Source organism: Polyangiaceae bacterium (assembly GCA_020633205.1).
Taxonomy (GTDB): Bacteria; Myxococcota_A; Polyangia; order Polyangiales; family Polyangiaceae; genus JAHBVY01.
Map to the genome: position 1 here is coordinate 356,395 of JACKEB010000015.1, position 16,031 is coordinate 372,425.

The window sequence follows — 16,031 nt, forward strand, 5'->3', positions numbered from 1 at the left end:
CCTCTTCCGCACCGATCACTATCGCTTCATGTTGCACCCTCCCCCCCAAAACCCACCCCCGGCGAGGGTCTGGCGGCACTCAGAAGAAAAAGTGCATCGGCCGGGGCTAGCCGTGTTTCCCCTTCACCCCAAACCCCTGCGGGGATGGTAAGTTACTCAGCGATGCGACCGTGCCCCCAGTGCGGAACGCAGTGCGCCGAGGAGCACAAATACTGTCCGGCTTGCGGATTTCCCGTCGGCAGTGTTCGCACCACAGCCACTGACGACAAGTTGATCGGACAGGAGCTACCTGGGGGCTACCTGATCCTCGACTTGCTCAGCGTTGGCGGCATGGGGCGGGTGTACCGCGCCGAGCAACGCGTACTCGGACGAACCGTCGCGGTGAAGATCATCCATCCTCACTTGCTCAGCGACGAAAACTCCGCCCTGCGCTTCATGACCGAAGCGCGCGCCGCGTCCCAGCTCAATCACCCCAACTCGATCAGCGTGATCGACTTCGGGCGCACCGACGACGGGCAGCCCTATCTGGTGATGGAGTTTCTGCGAGGAAAAGACCTCGCGCGAGTTGCCTACGAGGACGGGCCGCTATCGTTCGTGCGCATCGTAGATATTCTGCGACAAGTGTTGTTTGCGCTTTCCGATGCCCACGAGATGGGCATCGTGCACCGCGACCTGAAGCCAGAGAACATCCTCTGCGAGCCGCTTCGGCGCGGTGGCGATCACGTCAAGGTCGTCGACTTCGGCCTGGCCAAGCTGAAGCAGGACGCGACGATGCCCAACGTCACCAGTCCTGGCATCGTCTGTGGCACGCCCGACTACATGGCGCCGGAGCAGGGGAGAGGCGATCCTATCGACGGACGCACCGACCTGTACGCGGTCGGCGTGATCCTGTTCCAGCTGCTCACGGGCCGCCTGCCTTTCGAGGCGGAGAGCCCAACGCAAGTGGTGATGATGCACCTGTCGATCCCCGTGCCGGATCCAACCCAGGTGGCCCCAGAGCGCAACATCCCGGAGCCTCTGGTCTCCGTTGTGAGCAAGGCGCTCGAGAAGGACGCAGAGCATCGTTACCAGGATGCGCTCGAGTTCGCCGACGCGCTGAAGGATGCGATCGACCTGGTCGAGGCAGAGGAAAAGGAGCGCTCGAGCGGCGTTCCGCCAGTGCCGGTTACGGGCAGCGTTCAGTGCCCAGCCTGTGAGTCCGTCGTGCCGCTGCAGAAGTTCTGCGGCGAGTGTGGCGCTCGCTTGCCGCTGAATAGCGTCGTGCCTGAAGCGCCCTCGGTGCCGTCGCTACCTTTGCCAATGGTGGGGCGCGACGAAGACCTCGCGTGGCTCGCGGATCGCCGCGACCAGCTCATCGAAGAGGTGTCTGGGGCGCGGTTGGTGGGCGAATCGGGTGCCGGCAAGACGCGCTTGCTCAAAGAGTTCTTGGGGCGCGCAGAGAGCGCCGGAGATCTGGTCGTCTACGCGACGCCGGATCCCCATGGAGCCGAGGTCGCTTACTACGCGCTGCGGGAAACCCTCGGCGTGTTGCTAAAGCGTCGAAAGAACGGCGCATCGATGCCCGACGTCACGGACGCGCCCAGCGAGGTGGCTGCGGCAATCCGCGAGGTCTTCGAAGGGCCGAGAGACGACGACAGACGTAGTGTGCTCGAGCGTCGCTTTGCCTTGGCGGAAGCGCTGCGCTGGGCACTCGGAGAGGCCCGTCAGCAGACGAACGGGGCAGTGATCGTCGCGTTGGACGATCTGCATCGCATGGATGGCGCGAGTCGAAGTGCGTTCGCGGACGCGCTCGGCGAGCCGCCGGCGGTGCGTACCCTGATCCTCGCGGCTCACGTTCCCGGGTTTGAAACCGGCTGGGGAGCTGCTCACGCCGCCCGCGTCATCAGCGGCCTGCCAACCCCCGCCGTTTCCCGGCTGCTCAAGGCGAGCCGCCCGGGAGAGCGGCTGCGTGCGATTGGCGACGCGGGGGCGCGCGGGGTACTCCCGATGTACGTCGAGCAAGTGATCCGCTTCACCCTCGAAGGGGGTAAGGAGCCTCCCACCCGCCTCGCAGATCTCGTTGCTGATCGCGTGGCCGCGCTGGAGCCTGATGCGCGCCGCGTGCTGCAAGCCGTCGCGGTGCTCGGCGACGAGGTGGAACCCATCGCGTTCGGCACCATGGTGCCAAACGTCAGTGACGTGCTCGGTGCGCTGAACCAGCTCGTTCAGGCGGGTATGGTGGTGCGTCACGCGGGTACGCTCTCGACTTCGCACCCGCTGATCCGTGACGTGGTGTTGGCGGCGGTGCCGGCTGGAGTGCGCCGCGACCTACACTTCCGTGCGGTAAAGGTTTGCGAGGAGTCGGGGGCGCCGATCGAAGCCCACGCGCTCCACGCCTTCTACTCCCAGGACTCCTTCCAAGCGCTGCTCCTGTTGGAGCAAGTCGCCGACCGTGCCTCTGCCCGTGGCGACACGCAGGCTGCGGTGCTTGCGCTTCGCCGCGGACTCGAGCTGGCTCGGCAAGAGATCGCTCGAGGTGAGTTGGACGACCCGCTGCGCGCGGTGCTCATCTTCAGCCGTAAGCTCGGAGACGCTCTGACTCGCGCGGGCAATTTCAGTGACGCTGAGGGTGTTCTACGCGAGGCGCTGGATCTGGCAGGCCCCAGCGGTACGGACCGCGCGCGGGTGCTCAGCGCGCTCGCCCACGTTGCCCATGGCCGCAAGCGCTCCGACGAGGCCTTCGAATACATCAACGAGGCGATCGAGGTGGCTCGCAAATCCGGGGCACACGAGCTCTTGTTGTCTCTCGAGACGATGCGCCGCGACTGGGCTTCCTGAGCCGGGCCGGCACGAGAATGGGCACTATTCGGCGTCCGCGGTCGCAAACCCTTTGTGACCGGGGCGTCGCGTCGCTACACCGCGGGGGATGGCAGAGCAGCAACTGCCCCGCTTCGTCGCGCGCTGGGATTTGGACAAGACCTACCTGCGCACTGAGTTCGACACTCCACGCGATCTGATCAAGACCGCTCTGGAGCGGCCGGATCAGAAGCGATCTGTACCAGGGGCGGCTTCGGTGTTGCGGGAGCTCGGGCGCTCCGGCGCGTACATCCACATCTTGAGCGGTAGTCCGCGCCAGATGCGCGGTCGCCTCGAGGAGAAGCTGCGCATCGATCGCGTCCGCTGGGACGAACTAACGCTCAAGCCGAACCTCTCGAACGCTCTCCGGCTGCGTTTCCGCGCGATAAGAGACCAGCTGGGGTACAAGCTGCCGGTCTTGCTCAAGAGCAAGGTCACCGAGCGCCGGGGTGTTGAAGCGGCCGCAGAAGGCGTGACACCGTTGAGCGGCCGCGAAGTGCTGGTTGGCGATGACGCAGAGGCGGATGCCTTCGTGTATTCGCTGTTCGCGGACCTCTGCGACGGTCAGATTGATAGCGTGCAACTAAAGCGCATTCTGGCGGCCGGACGCGTCTACTCCGACGTTCAAACGGACTGCCTGCAGGCCCTCGGAGCGATTCGCCGGAGTCCGATGCAGCGCCGCATCTTGATCCACCTGGAGCGTCAGACGCCGCCGAGCCGCTTCAATGCCTACGGCGCCCGGGTGGTGCCCTTCTACAACTACCTGCAAGCCGCGTTCGTGCTGGGCGAAGACGGCTTGCTGGGACCCGATGCGGTGCTGCGCGTCGCTTCGGAGTTCGCACTGCGGCAACGCTTCGACGCCCACGCGCTGGCGCGGAGCTACCACGACCTCATGCGTCGCGGGCACGTCGCGGGGGATTTGGTTGGGCATCTGGAGCAGAGCCTTGCCGGGCTGATCGCAAGCGGCCCCGTACCAGCCAAGGAGAGCTTGACCCAGATGGTTCAGACTCTGGCCGGCTACGTCGAGCGACCGCCGGAGCGTATCGAGCGTCCGAGCGACGCGCGGGAGCTGGACTACGTGGAACTCGCCCGCCGCCACCGCAGGCGCCATCGCTCGCCGTTTTTCGAACGCTGACTCCTGCGACAAGGTGTCACGCCATGCCTCGAGTCTCACGAAGGCACCGGCCTGGGCAGCTGGTTCTCCCGCCTCTGGCTAGCCTCGGGGAACAATCCTCAAATCGAGTATGCATGTCTCGGAGATTGCACTAGGCTTGCCTCTCCCCTAAACGGACTCTTTCTCGCCTGCAAAGGCGCGATTGGGCACGGTTCACGCCGGCTGAGGCGTGGACCAGCGGTCCCGCGCAAGCACCCGCGAGTCAGCCTGTCGCGCTCAGTAGGAGAGCGAACAAACAATTCGGAGCCGCAAGCCGTGGCTCCCACCACCAGCGCCATATCCAAGGCGCTGCGCGAAGGGTCGCGACGTGGACAGCGATCTCGCCGAATCCATCTCAGCCCTCAAGGCATCCTTTCAACAGCGGGGTCTCTCCCCGAGCTTCGGAGCGGCGGATCCCGCCCTGGTGGACTCGCTGAAGAAGCAGCTCAAGCTCCCCCGGCGCTACCGGGAGTTTCTGCTGGAATCGGACCCTGTCGATGTGGAAACCGTCACCCCTTCCGAGCGCGTGCGCTTGGTGCCGTCGGGTGAGTTCCTGGAGGAGCAGCAGGGTTTCTGCCTGACCGAGGAGGGCGAGCTGTTGCTCAGCCCTGCCGCCAACGGCTGGCGCCCCACCTGGGTCATCGTCGGGCACAGCGCGTTGCTTGGCGATCCCTACTTCCTCGACGTGAGCGAGATCGACGCCGAAGGCGATTGCCCGGTCTACACCGCGATGAGCGGCACAGACACCTGGAAGCCGCGGCTCTGCGCGTCCAGCTTCGCCATGTTCCTGCGTATCCTCGCGATCACGGTGGAAGTGGCGTGTGACTTCGATGAAGACGACTTCGACATGGACAACGAAAGCGTCTTCAGAGAGTCCGTGGGGCCGAGGATCCGTGAGTACGACCCGGCCGCCATGAAGGCGGGGCACTGGACCTGATTCGCCTCGAGCCGACTCTGGATCTAGCCTTCCGCGATGCCCGACCGAGCCGCGATGCTCCAGCGAGCCGCACAACCTAGCCCTGAGTTCGATGCGTTGCTTTCGCGCCTCGTGCGCCGGGGCGAGTCCGACCTCGAGCGCGTCGAACCGGCGGTGCGAGAGATCTTGGCTGTGGTTCGCAAGGAAGGCGACGTCGCGCTCCGATCCGCTGTCGCGCGCTTCGAAAAACGTGAAGTCGAGGCATTCTTAGAGAGGGATTTTGGGGGTGAGGCTGCGCTTGCGAGTCTCCCGAAAGAAGTGCAGGCTGCCCTGGAGTTCGCTGCCGCACGGATCCGGAAGTTCCACGAGCGCCAGAAGGAATTTCTGGGCGGCTTCGAGTACACCAGCGGCGGTGTTTCTCTCGGAACGCGCGTGGAGCCCCTCGGCCGCGTCGGCGTGTACGCGCCGGGTGGCAAGGCGCGTTACCCCTCGAGCGTGTTGATGAGCGCGGTCATCGCGCAGGTCGCCGGGGTACCCGAGATCATCGTCGCCACGCCCGATCCGGCTCCCGAGGTGCGCGCCGCGTGTCACCTCGCGGGCGTCACGGCGATACTCAACGCTGGCGGAGCGCAGGCGATCGCGGCGTTGGCGTACGGCACCGAAAGCGTGCCCCGCGTCGACAAGATCGTCGGTCCCGGAAACATCTACGTTGCCGCTGCCAAGCGCCTGGTGTTCGGCGAAGTAGACATCGATAGCATCGCGGGGCCGAGTGAGATCCTGGTGGTTGCCGACGCGAGCGCCGATCCGCGCGTCGTTGCCGCAGACTTGCTGTCTCAAGCGGAGCACGATGAAGCGGCGTATCCGTTGCTAGTGACCACGGAGAGCGAGCTAGTCGACGCCGTCGATCGCGAGCTCGTAGAGCAGCTCGCTCAGCTTCCGCGGCGCGCGGTTGCGGAGCGCTCCGTGCAAGATCATGGCTTCGCGCTGGTGGTTCAGGACCGCACGCAGCTGGCTCGGGTGGCGACAGAGCTCGCGGTGGAGCACGTTTCCGTGCAGACACGAGACGCGCGGGCGTTGGCTGATCAGATTGGTCGCGCTGGGGCCTTGTTCGTGGGGCACCACACACCAGAAGCCGCCGGGGACTATGTCGCTGGACCGTCCCATGTGTTGCCAACCGGCGGTGCCTCGCGCTTCGCTTCTCCCTTGGGGATCTACGACTTCGTGACGCGGTGCTCGATGATCACCTACGAAGCCAGTGCGCTCTCTGAGCAAGCGTCAGCGATCACCGACTTGGCTCGCTGCGAAGGCCTCGAAGCCCATGCACGCGCCGTTGAAGTGCGCGTACGCGGCGCCAGCAGTAAAGTGCAGAATCGCGCCTGAGGACCCCTCGGCGGCGCTGTACGAATTCTCACTCTGTCTCAGGTGTGCAGCGGTTGGTTCCGATGTGGCTGGCAGGCTTGGCTACGGCGGTATGCGAAGTGCCTACCTGCCTCTACAGGGTCTTAACAAGCGCTCGAAACCCAACTATCACAAGCGCCCCGGTGGGGCGTGTGCGGAAGTTGGCGGTGTTCGTCGAGCGACGGGGCCGGTGGTTAGCTCCCTAACGCACTTCAGCGGCAATTCTTCAAGTTCTTGAAATTGCAGAGCTTTCAATTTGGCCTGCTTGTTGCTTAACACGGTCACTGGCGCCGTCTGCGCTGGAACCGACACGGCTAACCCCGTTCGTTCGAAGGAGAACTCATGACTCTTAAATGGACCCGGCCACTGCTTGCAGCGTCAGTCGGGCTGCTCGCGACTCTCGGGTGTGCCGAGGAGCGAGAGCCGATCAACCGCGTGCAACCCAACGCCCTCGAGAAGAGCTTTTTCGTGGGTGCGGATCTGCAAAGTGAAGCAGATAACCCCGCGTTTTATGCCAACGGCACCGTGCTCGACATCGGCTATGGCGCGACGCAAGACGCGTTCTTCGACGGCTTCTACGCCAACGACCTGTCGATCATCCGCTGGCAGATCACCGAAGACCGCCTGATCGGTCGCCTGGCATACGAGCGCATCGACGGCTCGGACGGCCAGGGCGCTGGTATGGAGACGAATGACGGCCAGGTCATTTACGCCTTCAACATCCAGGGGCACTTCGACATCAAGCGCAGCTACAACCCGTCAACGGGCGAAGAGCTGAACGTGATCGAAGAGAACACGTCGGACGCGCCCTGGTACGAGCGCAAGTACTTCCGCGTGGATTGGTCGCGTAACCTCATCACCGAGGCTTACGACTTCGACACGCTCGCCATCTACGGCATCTTCTTCGGTGCCTACCAGTACGAAGAGACCGGCTACTACGTTAACGATCCCAAGGACGAGAACGCGCCGAACTTCGAGAAGGACTACTTCGACGTCACCACCAAGGCGTGGGCGAAGCCTCAGACCATCGATCTCGGTGGCATGTGGGGCTACGGCGAAGTGCCGGTCTGCTTCTTCGACGCGGACTTCTCTGGCGGTCAGGCTCCGGCCGGTAACTGCAACCCCCAGGAGCTGACCATCCGTCACTCGTTCTGGAAGGTTCAGGACAAGGACTACCAGCCCGAGGACTGGGACGGCTTCCGTTTCCAGGCCGCCGGTGCCTTCACCAAGGACCGCCGCGGTTTCGCGCGGAACTACGGCATGGTGGACACCCAGTGGCGTCGCTTCATCTCGCGCTACAACATCTGGAAGCGCAGCCACGCCTACGCCGATCCAGAGGCGATGACTGGCGCGACCGAGTGCTTCACTCCCACGACCACTCCCGTTGGCGCGGATCCGAATCGCGACGAAAACAAGGACGGCACCGCGGACGAGTGCGCGAACGTGGGCGGTGGCTCGCAGTGCGACACCTTCAGCCAGAAGTGCACGCTGCCCTTCGCCCAGCGCGAGGTGGACCCGATCGTTTGGTACTACACCAACAAGAGCGACTACCGTTACTGGGAGGGCACCTACTGGGCGACCCAGGAGTGGGACGTAGCGATGCGTTTGGCCGTCCAGGCGGCGCGCAACGCGGAGTGTTACCGCACCGGCCGCACCGACTGCGAGGACGCATTCCCGGTTCCGCACGGACAGATGGACAGCAACGAAGACGCTCTCGCCATCTGGCGTGAGGTCGATGCCTGCCGCGCGCGGAACGGCGCTGCCGACCCCAGCAAGCGTTGGGACACGGCGGCCTGTGAAGGCGTAGCGGACAGCACCATCGCCAAGCGCGGCTACGCGGACGGCGATGCCGAGGGTAGGGCGCTCAAGGCCATGGCGATGATGAAGGACGTCGTCATCCTCTGCCACAGCCCGATCGCGGCTGATGACCCGGCCGAGTGTGCTCCCGGCGAAGCTCGTCTGCCCCGTGACGTGACGCCCACCGATTGCCAGAGCCTCGACGTGCTCAAGGCAAAGGCGTCCCTGACGGATGCCGAGAAGCACGTGGTCGACTCGTGTACGGCAGCGTACAAGGTGCGTATCGGCGATGTGCGTCGTCACCTCGTGAACGTCATCAACACCCCCCAGACTGGTTCTCCGTGGGGCTTCGGTCCGACGTACGCGAACCCGCTCACGGGTGAAGCCATCAGCGCCAGCATCAACGTCTGGGCCTGGCCGACGGACTTCATCGCGCAGTCCGTGGTCGACGTCAGCCGCTTCATCAAGGGCGAGCTGTCGGTGGCGGACGTCACTGACGGTAAGTTCGTCAAGGACTGGGACAAGGCCGCACAGATCATGAGCTCTGGCGGTGCCATGGCGCCCATGACCAAGGCTGAGGTCACCCAGCGCAAGGCCGACATGTTCCAAGCCATCGGCAAGGACATCGACACCGGGCTCGCCGCAATCGACGAGAATGCGAAGGTCGACCAGCGCGTCGTCCAGCAACTCCAGATGGCTCGCAACACCCGCGCGTCGGTCGGAGCTACCTCTGCCATGAAGCAGAAGTACTTCGCCCGCATGCAAACGGCGTACGGCAGCCAGACGGAAGCTGAGCTCATCACTCCGGCGATGCAGCAGATGGCTGGTTCGGGATCGTTGCCCACGGGCTCCGCTCTCGAGTTCGCCTCGCCGCTGCGTGGTCGCATCAACCCGACCCTGTTCCGCGACCTGCAGGAGCTGGGTGAGCTAGGCCTCGCAAACCGCGGTGCCTGCTTGCTCCACGCTGACGAGTTTGCTCCTTCGCCCACCGCAATGACCGGTATGGCGAACAAGCTCGAGGCGAAGTTCGGCGCCTTCAATAAGGACGACTCGCTCAACACGCAGCTCGAGCGTGCGGACGCGATGAAGAACTACGTCGCGCAGAAGATGCACTTCGCGGTCATCACGCACGAGATGGGTCACACGTTTGGCTTCCGCCACAACTTCGTGAGCTCCTCGAACGCCTTCAACTACCGCCCGCAGTACTGGCAGCTGCGTACCCGCGACGGCGCGGTCACCACTGAGTGCACCGATCTGGCGCAGGGCGCTGAGGCAGAGAACTGCGTCGGTCCGCGTTACTACGACCCGGTAACCCAGGAAGAGCAGGACGGCATGATCGGCATGTGGTCCCACTCCTCCATCATGGACTACGCCGGTGACTACGCGCAGGACATGGTCGGCCTGGGTGGATACGACTTCCACGCCGCCAAGATGATGTACGGCGACGTCGCGTCGGTGTTCAACCAGGACGACATGAAGGACGGTACCGTTCTCGCCTCGGCGATCAACGAGACCATCCTCGACTCGTTCGGCGGCATCCTCGGCTACATCTACCAGAGCGCACCTCAGCCTTCGGGCCAGGCAGCTCCGGTCATCCACTACTCGCAGCTCAACAAGGTCTACAAGCTCATCGACGGCTGCACCGCGGTCAATGTCGAGGACTACGTCCCGAGCGATTGGGATGAGGCGACCAAGGGCAAGTGGGATCCGACCCTCGACGGTCACCTGGTTCGCGTGAACGGGCAGTACACTCGCTGCAAGCAGCGTCGGCTCGGCTACGTGGACTGGGATCTGCTGAGCGGTGGTGGGTTCGAGGCTGGTAACACCGACGCGCAAGCGACCGGTGGCACGGGCCCGAGCATCGCTCCCGACGGCCGCACCCGCTTCCCCTACGGTTTCGCAACCGACCGTTGGGCAGACCTCGGAAACCTCGCGGTTTACCGTCACGACCAGGGTGCTGACGCCTACGAGTTGTTCGAGTTCCTCATCTCCGAGCAGGAGCTGCGGCACATCTTCGACAACTACCGTCGCAACCGGAACACCTTCAGCGTGCGTAGCGCCGCCAACCGTGTGTTGAGTCGCTACAACACGAAGATGCGTGACGGCGCCAAGGGTCTGGGCCTGATCTACAACAACATCCAGAACATCCAGCCTGGTGCGTTCGGCCTCTACGTCGACTACTTCGGCTGGGGCGACAACATGCTCGCCGCTGGTATGGCGTTCGATCACTTCACCCGTCAGATGCAGCGCCCGAACGCCGGTCCGCACGAAGAGGGTAACAACCTTGGTATCACCAACGTGTTCTCCCCCCTCGTCGCGAACGACTTCGTGCCGGTGGGCAGCACGCTCCTCACCGTTCCCGATGGCCCCCAGGGCTACTGGAACACGGTGGGTATCGGCGGCAAGCTGGTGAACAACACCCTGTCCGACAACCGCGGCGAGTACGACTCCGAGTTCACCATCAACGCGGGCTCGTACTACGACAAGGTCTACTCCACGATGTTGCTCACCGAGTCGGTGGACAACTTCATCAGCAGCTCGCTGACGGACTTCGTTGACGCTCGTTTCCGCTCGGTATCTCTCGCTGACCTGTTCGGCGACGGCTACCGTCGTTGGCTCGCCAACAACCTGACCGGTGACGGCTGGGTCAAGGGCGCGCGCGTTGCGGCGACCGCGGGTGGCAAGCCGGTGGTGGACGCGGAGGGTTACCCGACCCAGCCTCTCGGCTGGATCAGCTGGTGGCCGTCGACCCCCGAAGTTTGCTTCCCCAACGAAGGCACCTCGATCTGTTCGGCCTACGGCAAGGATGGAACCAGCTTCAAGCCGAACGTGCCCGAGGTTAGCCGTGCACTGGATCCCCAGATCGGTTGGGAGCAGCAGAAGTTCCTGATCGCCTGGACCCTGATCTACCTGCCGGAGAACCAGAAGACCCGTTGGCTGGACCAGATGGGGATCTGGAGCTTGGGCGCGGACAGCGATCCTGGCTTCGACAACCGCATCGAGTTCCACATGCCCACCGGTGAGGTCTACATCGCCCGCACTTACGGGTCGGAGACCTTCTGCTTCGGCAAGACCACCAGCGGCTCTCCGGCGTGCAAGACGGTTCAGCGCGGTATTGGTGCCCGTATCCTTGAGTACGCGAACGAGCTGCTCAACGCGGCGTACCAGACCACTGAGGTCGACCACAACGGCGTCACCTGGTACGTCCCGGTGATGGACTCGGTCACGGGTCAGCCTCTGCTGAAGTCGGGTACGAGCTGTGAGAGCAGCGCGGCCTGTCTGAAGTTGGTGGACTTCGTCTCGGTGCCGGACTTCATGCGTCAAGCCATGCACGACTTCGGCATGGCGGATCCCAGCATGAAGGGGATCTACGGAACCAGCGGCGAGTGATCGGCTCCTGCTAGACAAATAGAAAGACTGACGGCCCGAGTGGGAACACACTCGGGCCGCGGTCGTTTTGTGAAGCGATGTTATCGATGAATAGACTTGTCCCGCTCGCGCTGATTTCCGCATGCATATCTTCAGCCGTGCTGACCTCGGCCTGCGATGAGTCGAAACCAGCGCCTACCAGCCCTTCGAGCAACGCACCCGACGGGTCGCGGATCGACGCGATGCGCGCCGATTGGTTGAAGCGCTGGAAGCAGTTTCCCGCTCTTCCCGAGTGCATGGCTCTGGGAGAAGCGGACCGGCCGCTTTGCTCCACCGCCATCGCGAAGCGCGAAGCGCTCAAGGTCGGCGAAGAAAAGTCGGTGGCACCAGCCGAGCACCTCAAGCTTGCAGCGGAGGCGGCCGACGCCGCTGCAGCGGCCGGCGAGAAGCTCGAGCTCTCCTACATGCAGAAGCTGGTGCTACGGGCGGACCCAAAGGCGGGAGACAAGGGCAAGCCCCCAGCTGCCACTCCCTCCGCCGCTCCGAGCGTCGCGGCTTTGTCCAGCTCCGCTCCTTCGCCCGCACCCTCCGGTTCAGCCGAGCCAAAGAACGGCGTGATGGCTGCAGTCGAAGCTGCGAAGCATGGGGAGAACCGCGACCGCGATCCGCTTCAGCTCGCTGCCTTTCAGTACTACAACGCCGAGCGTGACGCGCTGCTGCGCATCGCGGGCTACATTCGTGAGGGTGCGCCGGCGGATCGCGAAACGGCGATCGAGCTGTTCAAGAAGCACGCGAACCGCCATCCAAAGTCCACACGCGCGCGCCAGCTGTTGAACGAGGCCATCATCCTGGTCAGTGACAAGGCCCTGCGTGATCGCTTGCGAAAGATCCGCACCGAGATGGGTCCCGGCGCCGTGCCAGCTCCCAGTGCGAGCGCCGAGAAAGAGTAGGCGCCGCAACACCACCCCCCCGTGCCAGTCCCGAGAAAGAGTCAACGGGGCTGGCTGACGGTTGACGGAGGCAGCGGAAACGACCAGAACCCACGCCATGGCTCGTACCGTCAACTGCATCAAGCTCGGCCGTGAGGCAGAGGGACTCGACAAACCCCCTTTCAAGGGTGAGCTCGGTCAGCGGGTGTTCGACAACATCTCGAAGGATGGCTGGCGAGGTTGGCTGGAGCACTCGAAGATGCTGATCAACGAGTACCGTCTCGACCTGACGTCTGAGCAAGGCCAGCGCATCTGGATGACCGAACTCGAGAAGTACTTCTGGGGAGAAGGCTCCGAGCTGCCCCCGGAGTTCGCTCCCGTCGACAAGGGCTGACCCGTCTCCCGCGAGTAGCGGGGAGCATTGTCACCGGCCAGCGCAACAAGTACGCTCCCGCGCGATGCTCGAGACGCTGTCCAAGGATGACCGCCTGCTGTTGTTGAAGTTCGTTTGCGCGTTCGCGTGGGCGGACCTCGAGGTGCAGAAACAGGAGCGTCAGTTCGTCCACCGCTTGGTGAAGCAGCTGAAGCTGGAGAAGGACGAGGCGAAGCTTGTCGATGGCTGGCTCGCTAATCCTCCCACGCCCGAGGAGGTGGATCCGGCTACCGTGCCCAGAAAGCACCGAAAGCTGTTCCTCGATACGGCCAAGAAGCTGATCGAGAGCGACGGCAACGTCGATCCCAACGAAGCGGAAATCTTCGAGTTATTGGAACAGCTCCTGGTCTGAGCTGCGCGACCTCTAGCTCGCTCCGGTTCATCGGCCGGGCCGCGATTGGCAAGCGCCGCTCGTTCGCGCTAAGCCCAGCGACCTGATGTTGCGCCCCCTCGCAGTCATCATCGCCGCGATGTACCTCACACGGCCGGGCATTCCATACCCGGAGGCCGAGCGTTACGCGAAGGTGATCCAAGCCGAGGCAAAGTCTCGAGACTTCGATCCTTTGAGCGCCGTCGCGATCGTGCATTTCGAGACAGGCTTCTTTCCCGAGCTGGTTAGCGAAAACGGCGAAGACTACGGGCTTGGGCAGATCCGGGCGCGCTACATCGGCGCTTGCAAGCTCGACGATGACCCGGTGAATCACCCAAGCGACGAGTGTAAGGCTGTGAAGTCGCAGCTCCTCGAGGGTGAGGAGAACCTACGCTGGGTAGCGAAGCTCATCACTCGCAATCGGAAATTCTGCAAGGAAAAAACCGGCAGCGCGCTGTTCCAGCAATGGCTGGCGAGCTATCAGGGCTTGAACTTCCCAAAGCAAAACCGCTGGTGCCAGCCAAAGAAGAAGACGTGGCGGGTCGTGAAGTACCACGCATCGCTCAAGCAAGAGCTGCTCGCCGGTGGCAAGCTGAAGAAGAAGCACCGGGACCTCGTCGAGCAGAAGCGCAAAGAAGCCCAAGCGGAGCGCGCTAAAGAACCGGAGCAGCCGAAGAAGGCTCCTCCCCCCCAAGAGAAGCCGCCGAGCAAGGGCAAGGGCAAGCAGAACGCAGCGCTACAGTCCAAGAGCTCGCTCTTGATGCGCGTCACGCTGCTCTGACATTACCGACGCGCTCGGATGAGCATGGCGCGCTCGGGTCGCGGCGGTCAGTCCTCGAGCGCCGCTAGGGCAGCGGATGCCGCCTTGAGCTCTGGCTGGTCTTCGTCGCCGTAGTAGCCTCGATACGACTCGGGCAGGAGCCTCGCGATGGCCAGACCCACTGCGTGCATCTGAGTCCCACGTTTCCCTTCGGAAGCGGCGACGAGCGCCTCGGCGCTGAGGGGCTTGCCGATCAGTGCGTCGACGTGGGTGGTGTGCGCGTGCTCTTCGCCGATTGGCACCAGGTGCTCGGTGCCAGTGAGCGCAAGCGGGATGATCTGAGTCCCCGGTACCTCGAGGTAACGAGACACTGCGCCGAGTGCAGGCTGCATGGCGGCGCTACGGCTGCGGGTGCCTTCGACGAACACCAGCAAGTGGTCCCCTGAGCGAAGGCGCTCCTCGCACGTGCTGATTGTCTCCGCCGCCAGCCGAGCGACCTCTCGGCGCGGCATGACGGCCTCACCCGATGCGCGGCTTGGACTCTGGGGCAGCTTGATCGCACCGAAGCACAGGCTGCTGAAGCGTCGGAAAGCTTCAGTAAAGACCTTCGGGCCTGCCAGGACGCAGAGCTTTTCCACGCTGGCTGCGTGTCCTTCGCGCTCGAGCAAGTACGCGAACAGGTTCGCGTCGGAGAAGGACAGGTGATTCGCGAGGTACACGCTAGGCGTACCGGAGACCGGCAGGTGTTCGGCTCCACGCAGCGTCGAATCAGCCTTCACCGTCAGTTCGCCGAGGGCGTAGTTGATACGCCGCGCGAGCTGGTTCGGCGGAAAGTAGCCCCAGCCGTCTCCCGTCGTCATCAGCCGCTGCAACAGTTCACGCTGTGCCGCCTCTTCCTCACCGACGAGCAGTGACGTCAGACTGGAACGTACCTCCTCCGAGAGACTAGGCGTGACGAAGCTCGCAGCGGTCTCCACCAGCATCCGAACGCCGTCCTCCAGGGCCATGGCCGCGACCATAGCAGCACTACCAAGTCATGGTACGCCCATCCGACGCAGAACTTAGGAGCCTTCAGATGCTAGACTCGAGCCACGCCTATGAACCTTGAGCGCATGCTGGAAAAGTGTCGCCGCGAGCAGTGGAACGTCGAAGACCTCGACTGGAGCGGTTCCCCCCGGGCGATGTCCGCCGATGACGAGCGGGCGATCGTTCAGTACTTCACCGACATGGCCGGCATCGAGCGCTTGGCCGGTGCACTGTTCGAAGAGCAACGGCGACGCGCGGAGGACCCCACGCTCGAAGCCATCTTCGCCACCTTCGTCGAAGACGAAGAGCGCCACGCTCAAGCAGCCGAACGTCTCGCGCGCTACTACGACACCCGGAAGCTGCAGACCTATGAAATGAACGAGGCGCTGCAGCGCTTTCGTCCGCATTTCGTGGCCTCGGTGAAATATCTCTCTGCGGAAATTGCGAATGCGTACATCACCAGTGGAGAGTTGATCCTCGACATCGCGCTGCTGCGCTCGATCAACGACTACGTGCACGACGCGATGAGCGAGCGCGCGATGAACCTGATCAACCGCGACGAGTCGCGCCACATCGCCATCGACTTTCATATGATCGGCTACTACTCGTCCCAAGAGTATGCCGACAAGCTGTCCAAGGAGCCGCGTAAGCCCCTGGCGGTGCAGCTCTCCGCGCTGTGGTCATTTGCGCACGTGCTGTACTACGGCGCGCCATTTTTCCGCGGGGTATTCTTCAAGCCGATGCAGGTCGTTGACCCGAGCGGCGTGCGCATGAAGGAGGCCTTCAAGCGCATCCAGCTCTTGAGCAAGAAGACCGGCGTGCGACGCAGCGCCTTCGTGAAGTTCATGGAGCGCCTGCAAGATCAGTACAACGACTCCGCCTTCACTCGCGTGGTGTTCGGGCGCGCGATCGAGCGCTTCCTCGGCGTTGGGCCCGAGATGATCGCGCGGCTGTACGACGAAGCGGAACGGGAGCGCGCCTCTCGCATGAGCTACGACGAGCTGGCCGCAGACGCACTGGAAGCCAAGTTCGCGTGAACTCGGCA

Annotated in this window: 11 protein-coding genes; 10 read left to right on the forward strand and 1 reads right to left on the reverse strand. The window is 63.7% G+C overall.

Going from position 1 to position 16,031, the window contains the following annotated elements:
- The first annotated feature begins 162 nt into the window (after positions 1-162).
- From H6718_24335 to H6718_24375, 9 genes are all read left to right on the forward strand, one after another.
- The gene (locus H6718_24335) at positions 163-2,817 is read left to right on the forward strand and encodes a protein kinase (GenBank protein MCB9588560.1); all 2,655 of its coding nucleotides are present in this window, start codon (positions 163-165) and stop codon (positions 2,815-2,817) included.
- Between the two features lie 88 nt (positions 2,818-2,905).
- Positions 2,906-3,970 carry a hypothetical protein gene (locus tag H6718_24340; protein ID MCB9588561.1) on the forward strand — a complete coding sequence of 355 codons (1,065 nt, stop codon included), beginning with the start codon at positions 2,906-2,908 and terminating at the stop codon, positions 3,968-3,970.
- Between the two features lie 439 nt (positions 3,971-4,409).
- Positions 4,410-4,925 carry an SMI1/KNR4 family protein gene (locus H6718_24345; GenBank protein ID MCB9588562.1) on the forward strand — a complete coding sequence of 172 codons (516 nt, stop codon included), beginning with the start codon at positions 4,410-4,412 and terminating at the stop codon, positions 4,923-4,925.
- A gap of 54 nt (positions 4,926-4,979) precedes the next feature.
- Positions 4,980-6,284: a histidinol dehydrogenase gene (gene hisD, locus H6718_24350; GenBank protein MCB9588563.1), complete on the forward strand. Its 1,305-nt coding sequence runs from the start codon at positions 4,980-4,982 to the stop codon at positions 6,282-6,284.
- Between the two features lie 360 nt (positions 6,285-6,644).
- Positions 6,645-11,489 carry a zinc-dependent metalloprotease gene (locus H6718_24355; protein MCB9588564.1) on the forward strand — a complete coding sequence of 1,615 codons (4,845 nt, stop codon included), beginning with the start codon at positions 6,645-6,647 and terminating at the stop codon, positions 11,487-11,489.
- A gap of 86 nt (positions 11,490-11,575) precedes the next feature.
- A complete protein-coding gene (locus H6718_24360) occupies positions 11,576-12,418 on the forward strand; it encodes a hypothetical protein (protein ID MCB9588565.1) in 843 nt (280 codons plus the stop codon).
- A gap of 97 nt (positions 12,419-12,515) precedes the next feature.
- Positions 12,516-12,791 carry an oxidative damage protection protein gene (locus tag H6718_24365; protein ID MCB9588566.1) on the forward strand — a complete coding sequence of 92 codons (276 nt, stop codon included), beginning with the start codon at positions 12,516-12,518 and terminating at the stop codon, positions 12,789-12,791.
- Positions 12,792-12,855: 64 nt separating this feature from the next.
- The gene (locus H6718_24370; GenBank protein MCB9588567.1) at positions 12,856-13,182 is read left to right on the forward strand and encodes a TerB family tellurite resistance protein; all 327 of its coding nucleotides are present in this window, start codon (positions 12,856-12,858) and stop codon (positions 13,180-13,182) included.
- Between the two features lie 85 nt (positions 13,183-13,267).
- On the forward strand, positions 13,268-13,981 hold the full coding sequence (locus tag H6718_24375; protein ID MCB9588568.1) for a hypothetical protein: 714 nt from the start codon (positions 13,268-13,270) through the stop codon (positions 13,979-13,981).
- Positions 13,982-14,028: 47 nt separating this feature from the next.
- On the opposite strand, the gene H6718_24380 is transcribed toward H6718_24375, so the two are convergent.
- Complete coding sequence (locus tag H6718_24380) at positions 14,029-14,967, reverse strand: 1-acyl-sn-glycerol-3-phosphate acyltransferase (GenBank protein ID MCB9588569.1); 939 nt, start codon at positions 14,965-14,967, stop codon at positions 14,029-14,031.
- Between the two features lie 90 nt (positions 14,968-15,057).
- Here H6718_24380 and H6718_24385 point away from each other — a divergent pair, with 90 nt between their 5' ends.
- Positions 15,058-16,023, forward strand: a complete 966-nt coding sequence (locus H6718_24385) for a hypothetical protein (GenBank protein MCB9588570.1) — start codon at positions 15,058-15,060, stop codon at positions 16,021-16,023.
- The last annotated feature ends 8 nt before the right edge of the window (positions 16,024-16,031 follow it).